General features: G+C 46.1%; 21 protein-coding genes. 8 read left to right on the top strand and 13 right to left on the bottom strand.

Annotation, left to right across the window (positions count from 1 at the left end; genetic code table 11):
- Positions 1 to 136: 136 nt before the first annotated feature.
- On the bottom strand, positions 137 to 1,582 hold the full coding sequence (locus ACYZZ0_RS03120) for a hypothetical protein (RefSeq protein ID WP_461535114.1): 1,446 nt from the start codon (positions 1,580 to 1,582) through the stop codon (positions 137 to 139).
- Between the two features lie 290 nt (positions 1,583 to 1,872).
- On the opposite strand from ACYZZ0_RS03120, the gene ACYZZ0_RS03125 reads away from it, so the two are divergent.
- The gene (locus tag ACYZZ0_RS03125) at positions 1,873 to 2,496 is read left to right on the top strand and encodes a hypothetical protein (RefSeq protein WP_461535115.1); all 624 of its coding nucleotides are present in this window, start codon (positions 1,873 to 1,875) and stop codon (positions 2,494 to 2,496) included.
- Between the two features lie 53 nt (positions 2,497 to 2,549).
- On the opposite strand, the gene ACYZZ0_RS03130 is transcribed toward ACYZZ0_RS03125, so the two are convergent.
- The 8 genes from ACYZZ0_RS03130 to ACYZZ0_RS03165 form a co-directional block, all read right to left on the bottom strand.
- Positions 2,550 to 2,915 (bottom strand): hypothetical protein, encoded by a 366-nt coding sequence (locus tag ACYZZ0_RS03130; RefSeq protein ID WP_461535116.1) that lies wholly within the window; start codon positions 2,913 to 2,915, stop codon positions 2,550 to 2,552.
- A gap of 155 nt (positions 2,916 to 3,070) precedes the next feature.
- A complete protein-coding gene (locus ACYZZ0_RS03135; RefSeq protein ID WP_461535117.1) occupies positions 3,071 to 3,418 on the bottom strand; it encodes a DOPA 4,5-dioxygenase family protein in 348 nt (115 codons plus the stop codon).
- A gap of 168 nt (positions 3,419 to 3,586) precedes the next feature.
- Positions 3,587 to 4,225 (bottom strand): LysE family translocator, encoded by a 639-nt coding sequence (locus tag ACYZZ0_RS03140; RefSeq protein ID WP_461535118.1) that lies wholly within the window; start codon positions 4,223 to 4,225, stop codon positions 3,587 to 3,589.
- A 96-nt stretch (positions 4,226 to 4,321) separates the two neighbouring features.
- Positions 4,322 to 4,978 carry a hypothetical protein gene (locus tag ACYZZ0_RS03145; RefSeq protein WP_461535119.1) on the bottom strand — a complete coding sequence of 219 codons (657 nt, stop codon included), beginning with the start codon at positions 4,976 to 4,978 and terminating at the stop codon, positions 4,322 to 4,324.
- A 240-nt stretch (positions 4,979 to 5,218) separates the two neighbouring features.
- Positions 5,219 to 6,691 carry a catalase gene (locus ACYZZ0_RS03150; RefSeq protein ID WP_461535120.1) on the bottom strand — a complete coding sequence of 491 codons (1,473 nt, stop codon included), beginning with the start codon at positions 6,689 to 6,691 and terminating at the stop codon, positions 5,219 to 5,221.
- 100 nt (positions 6,692 to 6,791) lie between these two features.
- On the bottom strand, positions 6,792 to 7,319 hold the full coding sequence (locus ACYZZ0_RS03155; protein WP_461535121.1) for a cysteine hydrolase family protein: 528 nt from the start codon (positions 7,317 to 7,319) through the stop codon (positions 6,792 to 6,794).
- Between the two features lie 113 nt (positions 7,320 to 7,432).
- Positions 7,433 to 8,317: an NAD-dependent epimerase/dehydratase family protein gene (locus tag ACYZZ0_RS03160; protein ID WP_461535122.1), complete on the bottom strand. Its 885-nt coding sequence runs from the start codon at positions 8,315 to 8,317 to the stop codon at positions 7,433 to 7,435.
- Between the two features lie 41 nt (positions 8,318 to 8,358).
- On the bottom strand, positions 8,359 to 8,805 hold the full coding sequence (locus ACYZZ0_RS03165) for a hypothetical protein (RefSeq protein ID WP_461535123.1): 447 nt from the start codon (positions 8,803 to 8,805) through the stop codon (positions 8,359 to 8,361).
- A gap of 264 nt (positions 8,806 to 9,069) precedes the next feature.
- Between ACYZZ0_RS03165 and ACYZZ0_RS03170 the strand changes: the two genes are divergently transcribed.
- From ACYZZ0_RS03170 to ACYZZ0_RS03180, 3 genes are all read left to right on the top strand, one after another.
- A complete protein-coding gene (locus ACYZZ0_RS03170; RefSeq protein ID WP_461535124.1) occupies positions 9,070 to 9,714 on the top strand; it encodes a hypothetical protein in 645 nt (214 codons plus the stop codon).
- 129 nt (positions 9,715 to 9,843) lie between these two features.
- Positions 9,844 to 10,833, top strand: coding sequence for a hypothetical protein (locus ACYZZ0_RS03175; RefSeq protein WP_461535125.1), 990 nt, complete (start codon positions 9,844 to 9,846; stop codon positions 10,831 to 10,833).
- A 292-nt stretch (positions 10,834 to 11,125) separates the two neighbouring features.
- The gene (locus tag ACYZZ0_RS03180) at positions 11,126 to 11,605 is read left to right on the top strand and encodes a hypothetical protein (RefSeq protein ID WP_461535126.1); all 480 of its coding nucleotides are present in this window, start codon (positions 11,126 to 11,128) and stop codon (positions 11,603 to 11,605) included.
- Positions 11,606 to 11,622: 17 nt separating this feature from the next.
- On the opposite strand, the gene ACYZZ0_RS03185 is transcribed toward ACYZZ0_RS03180, so the two are convergent.
- The gene (locus tag ACYZZ0_RS03185; protein ID WP_461535127.1) at positions 11,623 to 12,324 is read right to left on the bottom strand and encodes a hypothetical protein; all 702 of its coding nucleotides are present in this window, start codon (positions 12,322 to 12,324) and stop codon (positions 11,623 to 11,625) included.
- A gap of 304 nt (positions 12,325 to 12,628) precedes the next feature.
- Here ACYZZ0_RS03185 and ACYZZ0_RS03190 point away from each other — a divergent pair, with 304 nt between their 5' ends.
- Entirely contained in the window at positions 12,629 to 13,018 is a 390-nt protein-coding gene (locus ACYZZ0_RS03190; RefSeq protein ID WP_461535128.1) for a hypothetical protein, read from the top strand.
- A 334-nt stretch (positions 13,019 to 13,352) separates the two neighbouring features.
- The gene (locus ACYZZ0_RS03195) at positions 13,353 to 14,123 is read left to right on the top strand and encodes a hypothetical protein (protein ID WP_461535129.1); all 771 of its coding nucleotides are present in this window, start codon (positions 13,353 to 13,355) and stop codon (positions 14,121 to 14,123) included.
- A 406-nt stretch (positions 14,124 to 14,529) separates the two neighbouring features.
- On the opposite strand, the gene ACYZZ0_RS03200 is transcribed toward ACYZZ0_RS03195, so the two are convergent.
- Both ACYZZ0_RS03200 and ACYZZ0_RS03205 read right to left on the bottom strand, forming a co-directional pair.
- Positions 14,530 to 15,120: a GNAT family N-acetyltransferase gene (locus tag ACYZZ0_RS03200; protein ID WP_461535130.1), complete on the bottom strand. Its 591-nt coding sequence runs from the start codon at positions 15,118 to 15,120 to the stop codon at positions 14,530 to 14,532.
- A gap of 22 nt (positions 15,121 to 15,142) precedes the next feature.
- Positions 15,143 to 15,568 carry a GFA family protein gene (locus tag ACYZZ0_RS03205; protein WP_461535131.1) on the bottom strand — a complete coding sequence of 142 codons (426 nt, stop codon included), beginning with the start codon at positions 15,566 to 15,568 and terminating at the stop codon, positions 15,143 to 15,145.
- 215 nt (positions 15,569 to 15,783) lie between these two features.
- Here ACYZZ0_RS03205 and ACYZZ0_RS03210 point away from each other — a divergent pair, with 215 nt between their 5' ends.
- Both ACYZZ0_RS03210 and ACYZZ0_RS03215 read left to right on the top strand, forming a co-directional pair.
- Positions 15,784 to 16,731, top strand: a complete 948-nt coding sequence (locus ACYZZ0_RS03210) for a DMT family transporter (protein WP_461535132.1) — start codon at positions 15,784 to 15,786, stop codon at positions 16,729 to 16,731.
- A complete protein-coding gene (locus tag ACYZZ0_RS03215) occupies positions 16,724 to 17,560 on the top strand; it encodes a methylated-DNA--[protein]-cysteine S-methyltransferase (protein ID WP_461535133.1) in 837 nt (278 codons plus the stop codon). Before ACYZZ0_RS03210 ends, ACYZZ0_RS03215 begins: the two co-directional genes overlap by 8 nt.
- Before the next feature lie 77 nt (positions 17,561 to 17,637).
- Here the strand turns inward: ACYZZ0_RS03215 and ACYZZ0_RS03220 are convergent, their stop codons facing one another.
- Complete coding sequence (locus ACYZZ0_RS03220; RefSeq protein WP_461535134.1) at positions 17,638 to 20,661, bottom strand: PP2C family serine/threonine-protein phosphatase; 3,024 nt, start codon at positions 20,659 to 20,661, stop codon at positions 17,638 to 17,640.
- Between the last annotated feature and the right edge of the window lie 348 nt (positions 20,662 to 21,009).

The following is a 21,009-nucleotide window of genomic DNA, read 5'->3' on the forward strand; positions in this document are numbered from 1 at the left end:
GCAATACTTTTATGTTTTAGTCATTTGAGAAGTAATATTAGTCACACAGATATGGGTTATGTGAAAAGCGACTGTACCTGATGATGTGGTAGTTTTACCGAAACACTGCCTGTTAGTCAGTGCATGTGTAGTGCTGTTATGATTCAGGCGGTATGACAAATAACAGCGCGTGCACCATCTCCATAAATAACCGAAGCGCTGTCATACTGGACAACCGGTAGTCAGTGTCATTCCAGTTTTTGAATGAGCTCAACATTCCGGGCTCACTGTGCTCCAGGTAATACCCGATCCTGAAGGTCTTATAACGTGTATTTTCGGTCATTCGGACCTGACCGTTTTTGGTTAAGGTATGAGTCACCGGGCTGCATGCCAGTGCAGGGAAATCACCCTGAATATCCCCGTGATGTTCCGCCTTTATCTCAAGCACCTCAAGCACCTCAAGCGTCAGGGATAGCTGAATGATTGTGGCCAGGGCCGGCGGGATAGCAGTAATCAGATATTCATTAAGTGTGACATCAGGCCTGAGTTGTAATGGCCTGACGCTGTAATGATCCTGTCCAGCCACGTTCAGGCATAACGCAATAAAGTCAGACTCGATGCGATTCCTTGCAGACGCCATCATGGCATTCAGTTTGCCGTCGCAGCCAGAAAAACAAGCGCCCTCAAGTGGCTTGTACACACCCACCTGTATAGCTTGATGGGTAGCAAAGCATTCCGAGCAATCGTCAATGTCAGACAGCCATCGCAGCCAGTGATAAAGCACGGCGGCACAACATAATCCGTCACGTTGCAGTGGTAAAGGTAACAAATAAAAGGCGACGTCATTCCATGGCAGAGTTTTATGCTCAGCCTCCCATCGGGCCAGAAAAGCCTGGGTAATCTCAAGCATCGAATTGCGGTGTAAATGGGTTTTGCTGACGGTATTCTGCAGCAAGGGGGAATACCACATCTCCCTTCCTGTCGACATTGAGTCAATCAAGTACACCGAGAGTTTGTTGCCGGAGCTTTCGAACCTCAGTGCGGACAGATGCGGATAACCGGGATACTTGAACACGATGGTAACCGGGCCTGTGGCAAGCTGCTGCAACCAGCCGGTGACTACGGAGTAGTCATTTTTCCCGTCACGGGGGCTCGCGATTGCCGGAAAACTATTTTCGGCCTGTTTGATGTGACCAAGATAAAAACTGCCTTCACCATAATCATTCAGCAGGTCAGGTAACGGCAGTTCGATGCCTTCTATCTCTCGTTTGGTATAGCGCCGCAGTAATTTTAAAATGCCTTCAAGATTTGGCGCCAGAAAGGACTGCTTTACCGTCTCATCGGTGACCATGCTGAGACCGAAGTCTGTACAGGTCTTAGGTGAGAGACGTTTAATCTGTGCCATGAAGCCTTCGTTGATCTCTCTGATATGATCGCCATTCAGGCTGACATCCAGGTCAGTTATGCTGCGAATTTTCCGTTCCAGATCCCATTGGAGGTTCGCACTGCAAACAGCCGGCAGGAATACTGAAATCGACAGCAAAAGCACACAAATAACGGTATGAAGAGGCGCTTTTTTGCGGTTATTTTTTATCATCAGCATAAATTGATTTCTCAAGACACAATTTATTTTTTATTAATACTAAAAAATCTGAATTATGCTGACGTAGTCATTTTTGGGATCTGCAAGAGGGGGCAGGTACCACTATTCGGACTTTGTACAAAGTGTCGCGCTCTTGCAGATTTTATTGTGTTTTTTAACACTAAGATGGCGCTTTACTTATAGCTACATCCCTTTTGAACCCTAGAATTACGTATTAATTTATACCCAGCTTACTCGTAAAATTACCGTCCCTGTCTTAGTACCTCTGGACCAATAGAAGTCCCTGATTCATGAAGAAGTTAATTATTAGTGCCGTTTCTACTGTTGTTCTCCTTTCCGGATGCGCTAGTAATTCTGATTCTTTCAAGGAACGTCTGGCTCCGGAAGGTGTGGCCTACACCGAAGATCGCGTTTATGGGTATGACGCGCTTATTGTGGCCTATCGCACCGAGCGTAAGCTCAAGCAACAGGCACCGGTCAATGTCTGTCTTGATGTCGAATTGAAGTCTGTGCAGGCCAGCTTTAGCGGTACCAGTACCGTGGTGGGCCCCGCTACCGGTAATCTATACACGACCAACAGCAAAACTACTGCTGATGCCAATAACCGGGTGAGAGGTATCGAAACTTTCAGCACCGGTACCGAGCAGCTCAGTATTTCAGCGCCGGATGCCATCGGTCTGATGAATCTGACTTTTAACCTGAAGCATCAGGTGACTGTCCGCTATGTGGATGGTGTTCTGAAATTTAAATTCAGCAACCTGAATTACGTACAAAGCAATGCCGGTTACGCCGCTGCAGGTAAATTCACCAACCAGGGCTTTGCTTCCTGGATTCCCAGCTTTGAAACAACTGCACTGCAAGTCTACAACGCCACAGCCGACCGGGTTGCGGCCTGTGTTGCCGGTGATCTCTGATCATATTCAAACCGAAACAAGGCCCGGACAAGTTCGGACCTTGTTAACCGCCCTTATTTAAAGGACGTAATGATATTCATCATTTGCTGCCTTTTCTCAACGTCCTGAATTTTCAGGGCAGCATCCAGTGCTTCGTTGACATAATATTCGCGGGTATCCGGCGTACTGCAATGTCTTAATTTTGGCAGGATCTTGTGAATCTGGTTAACCAGAAACTCATCGTTTTCCCCGTTTTCATTTTTTGCTGTTTTAACCGCATCATCACAAAAATTTCTGACCGGGCTGGTAATGGCATCAAGGATTTTATAGAGATAATAAGCAAGGGGAATCAGTAGCGACAGACCGCCCGAAACGATCAGGAAAACAATTTTAAAGATTGAATTAAACGGGTTCCTTGCATAGGACAACAACAGCTTCATGCACTTTCTCTTGCGGGAACGGATATCAGGTGAAAAGACCTGACAGATTATACGCCCTTCTATTTCGGCAAAAGAGTGCGGTAGCCACGTATCTTCACCCTCTTATCTGCGAAGATCCGAAGACCCGGGATTCCTCGCAGATGTGGCGCCAGGGTTTACAGGCCGCTTAAATCAATATCCACACTGTCACCCAGCCAGTAGGCGTACTCGGTATGATCCTGCAGATCATCACCGGTAACCGGGTGAACTAATATCGATAGATCCTTACGTTGTTGGTCCAGCCAGGGTATCACCTGGTCAAACTCCTTGTGACTGAACAGAAGCTGACAGCTCCAGCGGGTATGGGGGCCAACCAGCTTCTGATGCAGTCTGCCGACTTTCACATTTAAAGCCTGCTCTGCATCACTGCGCATCCGGGTCGCATGCTCGAGCGTTTCAGCATCAAAATAGATATGAGCGTGATAGGCCTTGTGGATATTGACGGGTCTTTTAGGGATTGTCATTTTAACATCCTTAATAAAATGATTGATGTTCTTTTTCGGTGTCCGGGGAGCGCTTGTTATTGTATGTAGCCACCATAAATACAGGGAGGCTTGATCATCGCCCCCTGCAGCGATACTAGCGAAATGCATAATCGGATACCACTGCACCGACTATCGAGTCATCATCAGCTATTTCTGCGTCAGAATTAATGACGAGAAGTAAATCATGACCGAGCCCGACAATCGCTGTACCCAAAGCCCGACAGCCGATTGTTTGGAGGATGTTTTGATCTTTTCGATGGCATAGGTCATGGCCACAAACCAGGTAAAAATAATCGCTGCATGAATAGCAACCAGCAGGAACGAATCCACAAACGAAAACGTGGCCGGATCGGTAAATTGCGGAAATGCGGCAAGGTAAAACATTGAAACCTTGGGGTTGAGGATCTGGGTCAGAAAGCCTTCGGAGAAGAATGAAAGTCGAGACCTTTCTTCTTTTTCCCTTACAGCCTTGAAGTCAGTACCTGAGTTTTCAGGCTTCACTTTCCTGAAGGACTGAACAATGGCCTTGACCCCGATATAAAACAGGTAGCCGGCCCCCAGAATCTTGATAATGAAAAATAACTCGGCAGATTGCAGCAACAACGCCGAAATCCCGAAGATCGAAAACATACCGTGAAAAAAGGTGGCTGAGGTCAGGCCCAGAATATTCAGCAGTGACGGTGCTTTACCATGCGCCGTTGCCGTCTTCAGGATCAGCACACTATTGGGGCCGGGAGAGATCACCAGTAACAGTGCAATAAGCGTAAATGTCAGGATTTCGTTCAATGATCTCTCCCTGTTAGCTGGCGGGTGACGGAATGTTTATAGCCAGAACCATAGCAGATCAGTGCATCTATATGCACTGCATGCTTTGGATGCTCCTCATATGGCACCCTTTCTTTCCTCCTCTAACCTGGCCCGATACCCGACTACTGATTTCCCCATATATGTGACTTTCAGCTTAAGAACAATCTCGCTTACATCTATTTTATCAAGTGTTTCTTTGGGAATGTTAATGGTGGGGCTGCCCCAGTCTTTCGAGTCGACAAAAACAGAACAGGCATCAAAGCCAGGCTTTATGCTCAAGCACTCAGATCCTTTGATTCTGACTTCCAGCACACTATTATGGAAAGCTACAGGCGTGAATTTGTGGTACATACCTGAAATACCGTAAAGCATCATATACAAAGTACAGCCTATTGAAGAAACCACAATTAGCGCACTAAACGCTTTCAATCCCAGCGTTTTTGCCAGGCTGGTTTCTTTCCCATAGCTCAGTGTTTCTCGAGGAACAATAGTACACTGCTGCATTTCCTCTTCATGCTTTAGTTTTGCATGTTCGTTCTCTTGAAATTTAATATATTCCTTCCTGAGCACATAAAGCACTAAAGAAATAGGTGGAAAAAAGCTGATAATAATCAGAATCCATGAGTATGATGTGCTCAGCTGAAAAGAAGAAAAATAGGTTATGACTGCAGAGTGGCAAGAGAGTGCGGCAAAAACTCCTATAGGAAAGTAGATCACATAATTCTTATTCATTTTGTAATTTATCTCGCATACTTCTGGGATCAAAGCGTGAGCTTATCAGATACGAATACTAAGGAAGGCCACCTGTAGCATTTGCAATAAATAATAAGGCCTATATTGAAATTGAGCACGGCGTAAAGGATGATCGTAAAAACTGACAGCCAACTTATCACATCAATCAGTAACAAATTATAAATGACTGTCAGCTACTGCTATTGAGAATATGGTTTGCTCCTGAGTTCAGCTCACCCCCTACTCCAGCGTAATACCCAGCGCCTCGGCAACGCCTTTGCCATAACTTTCATCCGCCTGCAGACAGTTATTAATATGCCGCATCTGTATCTCACGGGGAGCAGGCCCGATCGACCGCGCGGTATTATCGAACAACTGTTGCTGCTGTTCCGCTGACATCAGCCGGAAAAGATCGCCGGCCTGGGCAAAGTCACCGGTATTATCACTATGACGCCAGTGACCAGCGTCACCGTCCAGTTTAAGGGCCGGTTCTGCATATTGTGGCTGTTCAGCCCACTCATTCTGATCATTCGGCTCATAGCCCAGGGTTCCACCATGGTTGCCATCCACTCGCATGGCTCCATCCCGGTGATAACTGTGGACCGGACAACGGGGTGCATTAACCGGGATCAGGTGATGATTGACGCCTAACCGATAGCGTTGTGCATCGCCATAGGAAAACAGCCGGCCCTGCAGCATTTTATCCGGCGAAAAACCGATACCGGGCACAATACTGGCCGGGTTAAACGCCGACTGTTCCACTTCAGCAAAAAAGTTCTCGGGATTGCGGTTCAGTTCCAGTTCACCCACGGGTTGCAGCGGATAGTCTTTATGGGGCCAGATTTTGGTCAGATCAAACGGGTTATAAGGCACTTTGTCGGCATCGGCCTCCGGCATAATCTGCACCTTCAAGGTCCATTTGGGAAAGTCACCTTTCTCAATGCTGTCGAACAAGTCACGTTGATGGCTTTCCCTGTCCTTGCCAATCAACGCCTCCGCTTCCGCATCGGTAAGATTCCTGATCCCCTGCTGGCTCTTGAAATGAAACTTGACCCAGAACCGCTCATTATCAGCATTGATAAAACTGAAGGTATGACTGCCAAAGCCATGCATATGGCGATAGGTGGCCGGAATACCCCGGTCACTCATAACAATGGTCACCTGATGCAGCGCTTCCGGCAGTGACGTCCAGAAATCCCAGTTATTTTTGGCGCTGCGTAAATTGGTTTTGGGATCTCTTTTAACCGCATGATTAAGATCGGGAAACTTCAGCGGATCGCGCAGGAAAAACACCGGAGTATTGTTGCCAACCAGATCCCAGTTGCCTTCCTCAGTATAAAACTTCAGCGCAAAGCCACGGATATCCCGCTCGGCATCAGCGGCACCCCGTTCCCCGGCAACCGTGGTAAACCGGGCAAACAGCTCGGTCTCCTTGCCGATCTTTTCAAACAGCTTTGCCCGTGTAAAAGCGGTTATATCGTGGGTTACAGTAAACTTGCCATAAGCCCCCGAACCCTTGGCATGCATTCTTCGCTCGGGGATGACTTCCCGGTCAAAATGCGCCATTTTTTCCAGATACCATACATCCTGTAACAGCTGCGGGCCTCGGGCACCGGCGGTCAGCACATCCTGGTTATGTGCAACCGGGCATCCAGATGCCGTAGTCAGGTTTTTGTCCGCCTGTTTTTTATCAATCTGGTTTTTATCAACCATAAGATCAACCTCAGGAAATATGCTCTTTTACAAGTTGCTTTTTCTATCAGCAAAAAGCAACTTGTAGCTCAGACCAAATTCGAGATCCGGGACGTATGGGTCAGGCTTTCAGTGCCTGTTCAAAGGGCGATAGCGTGACTCGGGTTGAAACCGCATGTAATGCGATGTTGTGAATCATTTCACTGATGGTGGTACAACAATCGGGCAGAATCGAAACCTTATACTTTTCAGCTGCTTTTGAAATCGCGGTATGGGTAACACAGTTTTGAGTCATCATGCCGCAGATGAGCAACTCAGAGATATTTTTCTCAGCAAGAACACTTTCAAGCCGGGTTTGTTCAAAACCATCGGCAAATTCTTTAACAACCACTTCGGCGTCAGGCGCCCGCGCCATCACTTCAGGGTGAATTTCAGCGCCTGTCGTGCCTTTATTGAAAAACGGCGAAATGCCCATTTCAGGGTTGGCTATATGCTGGATGTGAATCAGCTCCACACCCTGCTCTTTTGCTAATGAAATGGCCTGTTTAATGTTTAACAAAACCGTATCAGTATTCCACAGGGGGAACTTGCCTTCAGGAAAGTAATCATTTTGAAGATCAACAAGCAGAAGCGCTTTATTTTTCATCATGATTTATCACTGCGGGGAATGTGCCTTCAACATACAACAGTGGGCCTGAAATCTATGGCTTTTTTTAGATCAAAAGCTTCTTAAAATTTGCGCCCACTTCTCCAGAAGCCGCTTTATTTCACCGGCAAGACCTCTGCAATTTCATTATCCAGCATATCCAGAACACAGCTGAAACCGTGTACAGGCCGCCAGTTCAATGAATGCTGTGCTGCAGTGGAGTCGTATACCCGGTCAAGCTGTTGTGGCAGATTCCAGCCCCTTTGCTTGAATGCTGCTGCAAGCTCCGGGGCATATTCTTTTATGACTCTGTCGGCTTGTTGATACAGCTGCCGGCAACACAGTTTATTAAACGGCGTGCGGCCAGAGATAATAAAACGCCTGAATCCCTCCAGACGCTTTTCAACAGCACATTGATGAGCGCTCGCGACATCGCGGGCATCAATGCCGCGGGTCAGTCGATACACTGACATCAAATCGGCTGGTTCAGGGAAACAGCGCGATATCTGCAGCACGGTGACCGGTAAATTGAATTCAGCCGCAAGCTGCTCAAGCCGGTGCTCGGCGGCTATTTTACTGGTGTGATAAACAGACTTGGGTTGTGGTGTTACCTGTTCATCAATCCAGCTCGCAACACCTTCTGCGATGCCTTTCGACGTTGATGCATAACCATACAGTGCAGTGGTACTGGTGAAGACAAAGTGTCTGATACCGGCCTGTATGCCCTGAAGCGCCAATGACTCAGTGGCCCTGATATTGATATTTTCAAATTCATCGTCGCTCACCAGCCCCACATGGGGCGCATGGAGTGCTGCGGTGTGGATGATGACATCAACGCCCTCAACGGCTTTGCTGACAAGCGAGGCGTCCCGAATATCACCAATATAATCAGCCGTCGAACAGGGCATACGATCCAAGCCCGAGACATCATGCGACTGCATCAGCTTGATATAGATGGCGCGCCCTATTCTTCCGGCGGAACCTGTGACCAGTATTTTCAAAAAATTGACCTATACGACTACTGCTTATTGCCTATGCCTATCTATCTGAACACTGACAGCTTCCGAACCCAGATATATACCGAGCCGACTGAGCAAACCAGTGTTAACGACAATAATAACAAGGCCGGTGCTGTCTGGTCTTGCCATGGCTGAAACCACTCGGGTTTGAGGCCAAGTGCCAGAAAGGTAGCAAAAGCAACCGATACAAAATGTGATGAGATCACCAGATAAAAGAACCAGGACTGTAGCCGACGCTTTCCGACTTCAACACAACTCAGGGTAAACAGAAGTGGCCATATAACTGACATTGCTGTGTATGAAATAGTGAGATTTACCGAGTACATGTCTGACTCAAGCGCATACCCGGTACTGAATGGCAGTACATAGGGCAGTGGATACAACAACAAACTCAGTGATTTATGTATCAGATAGATACCGACAGCAATGGGGAGCCAGCGGATACCCGGTGCTCCAGATAAGTTGCCCATAACGTTTAATTGTTCCTTTCTTTTCTTCCCTGAAGTTATACCTACTAATAAACAGTATTATTGGAGGTCAAAACAGGGTATTTCAGGAACAAATTATTACCCGCCCCACCTTGTAAACTTTCGCCACCCATATACCAGCCGGGTAATTGTTCCCCTGGATCCAGCTTCGACCTTTGTCTAATTGCCTGAAACAAACGTCCGACTATCCTTGGAAGGTTTGCAGGGATCAGCCCTGCTGATACATGTATTCAGGGAGATAAAATAATGAATATAAATCATAAGCTTGCCGGCTATTTTATGCTCGCCTTGCTGGCAGCAATGGCAACCACCCAGTCATCTGCAGCAGGACTGAGTTTCAAGATGACGCTGGCCGGATCCAAGACAGAGGCATTGAAGGTCAAATTCACTGATGAAACCGTTGTTGCTGTTAACAAAGACGCCAAATCACTGCACCCGCAGAACAGAGGCGAAGCATATTTGCAGAAAGTCTATGACAACTTTACTGCCGAACAAAGCAGCCTGACGGTTGAGGGCAATGTACTATTGGGCACGCAATGGCAGGATCAAATTCGTCAGCTGATCCTTGAAAATGGCATTACTCTGTATGACCGAACCGGCAGTAATGCCGAAATATCACTGATTGGTCGTACTGATCTGGTTTGTACTTCTGCTATCCCTATTGATGGCGTATGTGTCACATTGGAGCCTGTTCTGCTGAAACATGCCGGTGGCACCAAATATGCGATGGAATACCAGCGCTCAGTTGATTTGCAGGGTGAACCAGGATTGGAAAAGTGGAGTGTCGACTTCTATGCGAAGGATGTCTACCCGACCGGAGGCGCCAGAGCTTTAGTATTTGAAGGCGGAGCCAAGGTCAAGGCATCGGTAAAAAAGCTGGCAAAAGATTAATCCATCAGATACCTGTCGTGATATTGGCATTCAATCCTGAAATCGATATCACGGCAGCAAGTACAGCTAACATCTATAGTAAGCTTTGGTCATATAAACTGCCGGATTGAATAGATACGGCCCGAAGTAATGTACAAAGCTGCCTGTGAAACCTGGATTGCCAGACGGGTTTATACCGTCAGAAATCTGCTTGCAATGCTGATTCTTGCCAGCCTGCCGGTTCAGGCAGTCGTAGAATATGCCGCTGAATACGACATTTCAGTCAATGGTAATGTCATAGGTAAATTATCCAGAGCATCGCAGCCGGGTTCTTCCACAAAGCTGAAGCTTGAGCTTTTTCCTGCAATTCTAACGTGCAGTGATAATCTTGAAACGACCTCACCCAGAATTCCTCAGAAAATTCCCCTGTGTCGCCTCGTCGGCATGTACCAGACAGCCTGCAATTTGCTACAGCAATATGATTGCGTGGTCACTATTACTATTGAGCTGTCAGAAGACAGTCAGGGGCCTCATAAAATTCAGTTGCAGGTAACAGGAAGCGGCGTTTGTTTTGAATATGACCTGGATGCCTGCATGACCAGTAGCAGCTTTTGTGGTCAGCTTCCTGAGGCAGCCTCTCCACCCCAGGTTCTAACCAATGCCATGATCGCAACACGATCATCCGCTCAGTCTCAGACATCCGGAAACAGTTCATCTGAGGTAACTGCCTCGAAAATATCGACGCTGGAGCTGTTGCAGCAGTCGGTGAAGGAAGTGCTCGATGCTGCGCCGAAAGGCAGTTATTTTCTCTTTGCCACCCAACACCAGAAACTGTTAAACCGCTATAAAATGGGCCAACTGGGGTCCGGGCCGGTACTCTGTCTGTTCTTCAATCCGATGGCAGCCAACTTTGAAGTGAAATCAGCGGACATTAACACCACCTCGGTTGATTTGCTGGGTCAGCACCTGGTTTATGACGCCAACACAAGATATTTCATTATCCGCGACCCGGCCGGCATTACAGGCAGCGAAATCGTCCATACCTTTCATATTAATGAAAAGGACATGATTGATACCATAAGTTGCTACGACAGCACAGGCCGGCAGATCGTCTATAACGCCACAGAGCAAATGCTGTAACTGAAGCAGGCAACCCTTACTGAAAATTAATCACAGCAGGCTTTAACAGGCTACGCTTCAGTACTATTGATTACTGTTTTTTTTGCGGCTTTCTGCCTGGCAGACAACTGCGATGAAATATATTCCCGTCGTTATACTGTTCTGTATTTGTATAGTTTCATTCGTTTCTTTACCGGTTGCAGCAAAAAAGCTTTATATCAGGCTACCGGGAAATGCTATTTATGTAGTGCATTATCAAAAGAATGAGCGGCGGCAGGTTGCAAAACTGCTCCGCCAACCCAGGTTTGAACGAATGTATCACCTGCCTGCTGATGTGCTGCAGGAACGTCGTTACCGCCACTTCACCTGCTTCCAGCAATTTATGACATCCATCGACGAAAAGGGCATATTGATGTGGAGTCCATTGGCATCTCCGGAACGCTGGGGTGATAACAGGCTGCGTATCACGCCCCCTGCGGAAAGTGAGCAGTCAGAAAATCAATGGGTAGCTGGTGACAACAATCAGGAAAACCTGATTACAGGACGGTTAGCTGAAGTCTGCCTGCGTGGTTTCTATGGGGAAAAGTGTGAATACTTTCGTTGTAACCTGGTGCACCTGACGCCACTGGAAGAACAGCAGGTGCATAACAACGACTGCTTTTTTCGAGGGGATGGCGGCCATAATGCCAAAATATGCCCTGACTATGTGCAGAGAGAGTGTAATGACCCTGAATGCATCAGGCTCCATATTGATTTTGAATACCCCAGGTTGCTGTGGTTCCCGAAAGACTGACCTTTACCCGGATATCCCTAACCATCAAGCTCTTCTTGAAGCTCGGTCTCTTGTTGAAGATTGGTGGTTTCTTTAACAAAAGGATCCATAACAGCAAAGTGGATAACGCTGTCTTGCTGTCTGGACGTACTTCTCACTATGACCGTCACATTGAGATCATTTTCCACACAGCAAAACATCACAGTCGCCGAAACAGAACCACCGGCTTCGGAGAGGCCGCAGATTTTAAAACCTTCAGCGCCACCGGTATCACCCCCGGACAATGAAAAATTCTTATTCAGTGATGGAACCACGCACACGTTAACCAGTGGCAGTACCATCAATGCCGCGAAAACATGTGATTTTTTTGATACTCGACCTGTCGCGTTAATAAAGGCTGTGATCCATTGATGATATTTCTCGGGGGTTTTGACCGATGTGTCTGATTCGGGTAAAGAATCGGAATCACTATAACTAATACTGACGATCTCTCCCCCGACTGTACCCTCATCAAGTGTCATTAGCTTGAGATTATAAGCATTATATGTTGAATCACTTGTTTTTAAACGAATCACAAAACTATCTTTAAACAATCCATTTTGAGTAACAACTACCCCTGCTCCAGCGTATCCAGATGAGACAAATAACGACAAAAAAATAATAACGAGTAATCGACTGAACTGATTTATATTAGAATACAATTCATGCTGACACTTTCCAAAAACAATCATTTCAATCACTCACAGTAACACTGTTGTTTTTATAGATGGACTTTTTTCTGTTTTCAAAAGATTGTTTTAAATATTTAACGGCAAGACATACAAATCATAAACAAAACATTACAAGGCCAAATTTAAAAATCATTAAACATAACTAAATTGATTTATATTTCATTAAGGCTTAAACAAAGAGCAATAATCCACTTTGATTAATGGCGGCATGGTCATGATAATTAGATGTCTTATACTTTGTTTCAATAACCCGTAATAAATGAATATGTTTTTCATTTATAAATGCATTGGAGCTGTATTGGAGCGAAGTAAAATGAAGAGCACGTTATCATTAATCAGAAATGCACTATTAACCCTGTCAATGGTGATCTCAGCTCAACCCCAGGCTGCTGTCTCACCCGAGTCTTTCAGTGTTTACCCCTATGCAAATGGCCTGAAAACAAGCCAGATCAACGGAAAAGAAACCTCTGAAACAAAGATGGTCTCTGAAGCCCGGAAAATATCAGCTGCACACTATGCTTCATACTATCCAAAAATGGATGAAGAAATGAAAGCAAGAAAAACAGCAGGTTGGTATCAGGTGCTGCATGATCTAAACGATGCTAAGAAAGTATCCGATGACCGCTTTGATTTCGATGATCTTCAAAACAGCAGCGTTACAGATAGAGCAAAAGCCTACTGGCAATTCAGTTATTTTAACTAAGTTCAAATAATTTCAACTGATTTAAATTCAATATCGAAACAAAACTTCGAACAATTCTGAGGTTTCAGACCTGTCATTTGGCGTGATAGTTTCCCTGAAAACCTCATAACTCCTCCATATCTGATAAAACGGTCTAATCCTGACTATACCCGCCTGATACCTTTGTCTAATACCCAAGGTTAAATTTTTCAGCTAGAAATGGTTACGATGAAAGTTACGATTTAACTCTGGGCAGTATTTCCTGGCTCACTGACTGTATATTTCAACTCTATAGTTACGACTGTAACCCACGCAGGATAAGGCTTGAAGCAGGTTTGGCTAACAATAACTCAATATGAAAAAAAATGAATATCGGCGGTGGTTCCTCCTTTGCTTGATTTTTACTGTTAACTGTCACGCCATTCAGCTTGTTCTGAGTGGGGATACGCATGTTTTAAAAGTTCAGCCGGATGACTGGACTGAACCTTTGTATTTACAAGCCTTGATATTTTGTATTGAAGGGGATGAGTTTGGAGAGATCAATGGCAACTATAGAGATAGCCGGATTTCCGGGAAAATAGTCAATGAAAATAAATTACGATTTATTTTCAACTCAGATGATTCATCTGCAGTTTATGAGCCTGCAAAACAGTTTAAATACCATTTTTTCCAGCTCATACGTCAGGGTCTATGTGCTATGTGTCATTTGAACCCGCGACTTGAAGCAAGTACAGCAGAGGCCCTGCCGCTTCATGATAGTAAAAAGCGCCAAATGCCGTCCTGTTTCGAATTTGCCAGTTATCTGACTACAGGCAATCCGTACTCAATCTGTGCCATTAACAAGAGTGAATGTATCCCTGTTGAAGACAAAATAAATATTCCCGCTTTTTCAGTGTTGTCATTTTTTCAGGGTGAAGAAAATATTCATGAGGCTATATATATTGGTCAGGGTGTCTGCATGAATAAACTGGGGGCGGGTAAGGTATATTTTCATCACCTGTCTGACGTTATCGACTTTTACCAGCAAATGACCGGAGTACAACTTGAGGTTATGTTCTCCATAAATAACCTCTCCCCCTCGGGGAGCAAGGCATGCCCCGTAGACGGTGCCAGACCGCCGCTATAGCCCCACCTGCCCTGCTCGAGCTATTTGATATGATCCAGGAAATGCCGCATAGCTACAGCCTGAGATCGGTACCGATTAACAAAGTCAGCAACATCTGAAGCCTTCTCAGGATAGGCAACGGGGTAATAACAGGCTGGCTCTTTTTGCTCATAAACAGGCTGAAACAGAAAGCCATGTTCTATCAGTAGTGCCACCTTTTGCCACTGTTTGAGGTCACTAGATTTAGGTGCAGAGAATTTACGAGACAGCGGGACCAGATCCCCGCTGCATTCAGGACATTTCCTGAAAGTATCAGCCTGAGGTTTCTTGTAGCTTTTTCTGCAGTTCAGACAAACACTCGGGAAAAGGTAGTTTTGTAGCCACTTTTCCTCGCGAAAGTGTTTGTGATGCCTGAAATTATTTTTCATTAACAATGTTGTGCTCCACTGACAGACTTTTCCAGTTGTTTAATCAGCATACCCTCGATCAGAGGATGTCCTACATTATTGCCGGCCGGAAAGGGGTGGCAGAATCCTGATGGCAGATAGTGCCGCCGCAGATAATAGGTCTCAAGCTCGGACTGGGGTGACAAAATATTAACCAGCAGTTTTCTGGCTTCCAGTTCTGTAATGGCATATTGCTCTGCACCAGTGAAAAGTCCGCTTCCAATCCCCTGCCCCTGTCTTTCCGGGCTGACGGCAAACAGACTGAAAGTGACACAATGGTCGGCACCTGACTCCAGGCAGCCAGTATCGAGGCAACCAGTATCGAGGCAAATAGTACCAACAATCTGATGGATACTCCTGCATACCAGAAATGTCAGCTGCTCCGATGCCAGCATCTCCATAAGAGCAACCCTGGAAATACGAATACCACTGACCAGGCTGTTTTCCCGTGTCCAGCTTGGCTGTTCCCGATAGGCAAGGTTTATCAGGGAATAAAGTGGGTCCAGATCGGAAATATCAGCAACTTCAATATTCATGGATGCCTTACCCCGGTGTTGGCCCCGGGCTTTCACCCGGACTCCTGTCTGTCATCCACTAGAGCGTAGACTGAGCCTGCTCAAAAACCTCCTTGCCAGTCATATCCCGGGTTTTATTGGCAAAGCAATAATATGTCGGCTTTTCATCGATAAAGATCTGATGGTCGAAATCAAACGCGTAGTCATTCCCGAACAGCCCCACGGGTACAATATACTGGTTATTGTGCTTCAAACGATAAAAGACACTGCTACCGCAGTTACTGCAGAACCCCCGCTCGGCCCATTCCGAGGAATTGAACACTGAGACAGATGCCTGTCCGGATATTTTGACATCAGAGCCACAGTCTACCGCCAGCAAAGGTCCACCCACCCAGGTTCGACAGGTGCTGCAGTGGCAGGCGCCCACATTCAGGCTCACTGCCTCGGTTGAAAGCTCAACGGAACCACACAGACACTTGCCTGTTGCACTTACAGTGTTTGCCATTTTATGTCCTGTTTATTGTTGTTATAAGTCAACTGCATGTTCTGGCCACGCAACCTGGATTTGAAATATCAAGGCACACATTTATTCTGTCGTAGTTAACACTTTATTGTGTCATTAAGCAAAAGCCGGCCGCGCAAGAATCGGGTGGATTGAGATGATGGTTCAGGTCACAGTGACGGCCTGTCTACATTGAGCACCTTTGGTAAATTAACAGAATGAACCCATCCGATGTATTAAGACTCCTGTCGCTGGCTGCCATCTGGGGCGGCTCGTTTCTGTTTATGCGCATGGGGGCAGCGACCCTGAGTCCTGCGGTTATGATCGAGGCCCGGGTGGGTCTTGGCGCCCTGTTTTTATTGCTGGTTTCACGCTGGCTGAAACATAACAGACCACTGTTAAAGCACTGGAAACACTTCCTGATCCTCGGCTTACTGAACTCCGCCCTGCCCTTTCTTCTCTTTGCATGGTCAGCCCAGATGCTGACAGCATCGATGTTATCGGTACTGAATGCCACCGCATCGATATGGGGAGTATTGGTTGGCGTCATACTGAACAAGAGTCATTTCACTGCCAGAACATCTATCGGTCTGATCTGTGGTATTTGTGGTGTGTTGATGTTGGTGGGTCTGGACCCGGTATCGTTACAACAGGGCGCACCACTGGCCATTACTGCCGGCCTCGGTGCTGCACTCTGTTACAGTCTGGGCGGTGTTTATGCCAGTAGTTACTCTTCCGGTAATAGCTGTTCAGAGAATACGGGCTCAAGCAATGCTGCCTCAAACACGGAAGTCACACCTTTTGACAATGCCCATGGCAGCTTGTGGGCTGCCACCCTGTTGATTGTGCCATTACTGCCCTTTGCTCCGTCCAGCGGCCTGCCGGATGCCAACATAATAATGGCAGTAGTATCACTGGGAGTGTTGTGTACCGGGGTTGCCTATCTGTTGTATTTCAGACTCATTGCTAATCTCGGCGGACCTTCCGCCCTGACTGTGACTTATCTGATCCCGGTTTTCGGGATACTCTGGGGTCATATATTCCTGGATGAAGCAGTCGGCTGGCATACGGTGGCAGGTGCATTGATGGTTATTATCGGTACCGCTTTGGTGACCGGCTTTTCGGTAAGTAATCTGGTCAGTAAAAGGAGTACAGAACATGACTGAGTCAGAACAACACTATCAGTATGTGGCCAGAGCTATTGGCTATATTCAGCAACATGCTCAAATGCAGCCATCACTCAAACAGATTGCTCAAGCCGTTGGTCTCAGTGAATACCATCTGCAACGGATCTTTACCCGCTGGGCCGGTGTTTCACCGAAACGGTTTCTACAGTTTCTAACCAAGCAGCGGGCACTGCAGGCGCTGAAAGAATCCGGCGATATTCTTAATGCAGCACTGGACTCCGGTCTGTCCGGCCCTAGTCGGTTGCATGATCTGATGATCAGCTGTGAAGCCATGTCACCCGGTGAAATCAAGGCGCTTGGGAAAGATCTTGTCATCGGCTTTGGATATGCCGGTTCACCTTTCGGAACGATATTAGTGGGCTGGACACCCAGGGGCATCTGTTATCTGTCCTTTATCGATGAAGATGCACAACAGCGTGAGGGTGAATTTAAACAGCAATGGCCCTATGCATCATTCCGACAGAATGACAGTGAAGCGCTGGCTATTTCTGATCGTATATTCGGATCGCATAACAACGGAGGGAAAGTGCACCTGATGATTCAGGGCACCAATTTCCAGCTTAAAGTCTGGGAAGCCCTGCTCAAAACCAAACCGGGGCAGCTGGTATCCTACGCCGGGCTGGCTGAACTTGCAGGGTCACCCAAAGCCCAACGGGCTGTGGGCACTACCCTGGCCAATAACAACATTGGCTGGCTGATTCCCTGTCACCGGGTAATTCGGGGTACCGGGGAGTTTGGTAATTATCGCTGGGGAGCTGAGAGGAAGTTGGCAATGCAGGGGTGGGAAGCGGGTCATTACCGCCGTTAATCTTATTCGGTAAAAGCAAAGCCGGGTATTCCATCCCTCGCCCGGCTTAGAACAACCAGAACACGGGCATGATTACGCTACTGCTGAGTCATCAGTGCTGAAACCCTGACAGCTATCACCGTGATATTGTCACCGCTTCCTCGACGATACGCCTCGTCAACAACTCCAGATGCTATCTGCTGCCCCAAGTAAGTATCATTACAGCCCTCACCTGCATCAATAACGGTTTTAACAATATCAGCGACATCCTTCGAGATCATATAATCCGACTCAAATACACCATCACAACACAGAATCAGCCAAGCTTCCTGTTCTTTTTCACCAATGGCGTAACGAGTCAATTTGCCTCTAGGGTTCAGCACACCCAGGTGCATATGATCACCTATAGATCGCATACAGGACAGGCTGCTATTGACGACACCCTTATCCTGGATAGAAATGGATTTGTAATGCACGGTCCCCCCCCTTTTTTCAGCAGCACTCTTCAAGGCATTTGCCTTATTATTTTGGGCCGCCTCGGCGGTTTGATCCTCCGTCAGCTGGATACACTCCCCCGTCGGATATACCAGTAACCCTCTGGAATCCCCTGCTATAGAAACCCACAACCAGTTATCCAGCAACACGCAGGTAAGCTGTGTCGTTCCGTCATTTCCAGTGTACTCCCTGTCCAGGTCGACACTAAACAGTTTTAACGCATTCCATGTTCTGACCAGTTCACTCAGACCTGTTCCTTTCCATTTCACCCTCTCTTCCGGCTGCAACTCTGAGCCATTTAATCTCTCCAGCCACTTTTTGAGGCTGGATTCAACCTCAGTTGCAACATAGTGCGATGCTTCAGATCCACCGTGTCCATCATAAACACCCGCAATACCGAAAGGACGTAAGGTATCGGATACCAAAGCAACATAATGGCTATCCTCCATGTCACTCCTGTGGCCTTGATTGGTAACAACACAGGCAGATTTATGCTCTCCAAGCGGGATACACTCCATTTTGTTCTCCGCAAGAGCTCTTCGATAAGGAGGTGCCTCCCGGGAACGGTATTTCCGCTTCTGACTAGCCATATGCTCGCTTGCAAACCGACCAGCCTGCTCCAGTTTTTTAATGATATCGGCTTCAACAGCACATAGCAGAAAGTCCCGGTGATTTGTCAGTAAATTTTGATATTCGCGATGCCCGCACTCTTGCATGATTGAGATGTCCCTTCGTGATGAACGCGCATACGTCTCCACAGGACGAAAGGGAGTATTTCGCTGGCCATCATAAATGGAAATCTTTTTTACTCCATCAACATCACACTCCCAAACAGAGAAAGGGAATGAATTTCCCGAGACTCCAACCTCGAGTTGTTTTCTCTTATTGAGTATTTCCCATGCCGGTCGATTTATGCCTGTAGGGTCCCTTTGACACTCGATGAAAAACCAATGATCCTGGCTCAATGCAGGCAGAATACTAACAAGTTGGTTTAATGCAGAGCTAGAAGTCATATTTCCGAAACGCCAGAAATTAGAACCATTATCAAACTCCCATAAAGAACAATCATCAGAGTCCCACAAGGAGCTGTATTGATCATGGCACCTAAAGCTGAGACTCCCTGTGTAACGGCCACAACCAAAAGAAACGCGCGGGATATCAAAAGAAATATTCTTGTCAGGAAAGACAAGCCTCATCTGAATGACTTGCCGAGATGACACCATATTCCGAAACTCAGGCCATAAGAGAGCGTCTGCATTACATGGGTTATCAATCAACTGGGTTAAGCAACAGATAAACTCCGGTGTTAAAGGCAGGTAGCCATTCGTCAATATTTGTTCATCCTGTCTAAGTCGGCGCCGTTCATGTATTCGTTTTGGAAATACACAGCCAGTGAATTCTTCTGACTGTGCCAGCAGGTATTGGCCTAAATATACCGTAACCCGATCGTGAGGATCACATTTGACTACCAATTTGGCATCATCTACGTACTGTAATTTTTGCCGGTTTTTAAAAGCTCTGAGTTTTTGACAGAGTTGGTGTATCAGACCTTCTATACTCAACGCTGGCTCATTCAGGCAACACATATCCAGGCCCGGATCACTTTCGGAAGGGTAAAACGTCAGATTACTGTTATATCGGCCGACATTTACATCCATGACAGCAAGGTGCTGCCCTCCACCCATACCGTTAGGATGATCTACGAACACCATTCGATAGAGCAACGGATCATATCTGGGATTATCACGCCAGCTGTTTTTGGACTTCGAGAGCCAGTAACACGCATCACACAGGAATTCACTTTGATTTTTTACTTGTTCTCCGGTGTCATAACAAATAACCGGGTCGATAAAATCCTTATATGGCAGTTTCATTAACACAGGACATAAGGAAAAAGCTTGGCGCTCAAAACGACTCATTGTGTCCATATTTTGTACATTAAGGAATACACTATCTCCGGCTGATACAATCTCAAACAAAGTGGTCGGCTTGCATGAGTCCGGTGTCTCGGGTAACTGCCGCCCGGAATCGCCTGGTGATCCAGCCTTGGCAACCTGTAACAGTATATAAAGTAAATCCCGTGTAAAAGGCAGGCAGCCTTTGACAATGGTAGGTTCCCAGATTTTTTTCTTGGCTTCATCCACAACAAATCTGGGAAACATACTACTAGAACAATCACTACCGGATGGTGACTGGAGTTCGATCAGACTTCCTTGCCGCTTGACCTTTATTTGACCATTCTCATCACACTGAACAACAAGTGCGAAATTATCATTTTCCGGGTCAAATTTCTTTTCTCTACAAAAACAATGCCATATCTCATGGCAAATCCTGATAACCAGCTGTTTTTCATTCAGGGATAAATCAGGTTGAAAATAGTCAGCAGCACCACGAAGATCGGGAGCGGAAGGGCGGAAGATAACCCGACTAGTACCAGCTTGCATCAGCAGGTCAACCAAAGCTGGACAATATATTCGATTTGAATATTTGCTATCACCTACTCCTGAATCAACATTAAATTCTAATCGAATGGGTGGACCCTCATGACTCCATACGGCACCTGCTGTTATGAGCAGAAGAATTGAAAATAAAAAAAGTGAAATACTTTTTTGGAATTTATAATACATGTAAAAAACCAAAGATCTGTTAATAGATGCTTTACTTTTTAAACCTGAACATTTGAAATTGAACCTGAAAGCTCTGACTTGTTTAACTTGAAATAAGAAAACATAAAAAATCCAATAAATATTAACTTTTCTATTTTGAGTCTTATTTGGCTACAAATTTATTTCCTTGTTAATAAGCTGAACATTACTTTGTAGGTGGTAAAAATTTAGGAGCATTCTAGCATAAGTTAATCAAGAGAGTGATTTACAATAAACTATTAATGCCTACTTATTTTTACTTCAGACACCTTATTTATAAAAGCTGACTTTTATTCCAGCTAATCAGAACAATTTAGTATTAAAAACAAC

Source organism: Spongorhabdus nitratireducens (assembly GCA_947387575.1).
In the GTDB taxonomy this organism is placed as follows: Bacteria; Pseudomonadota; Gammaproteobacteria; order Pseudomonadales; family Endozoicomonadaceae; genus CANDOC01.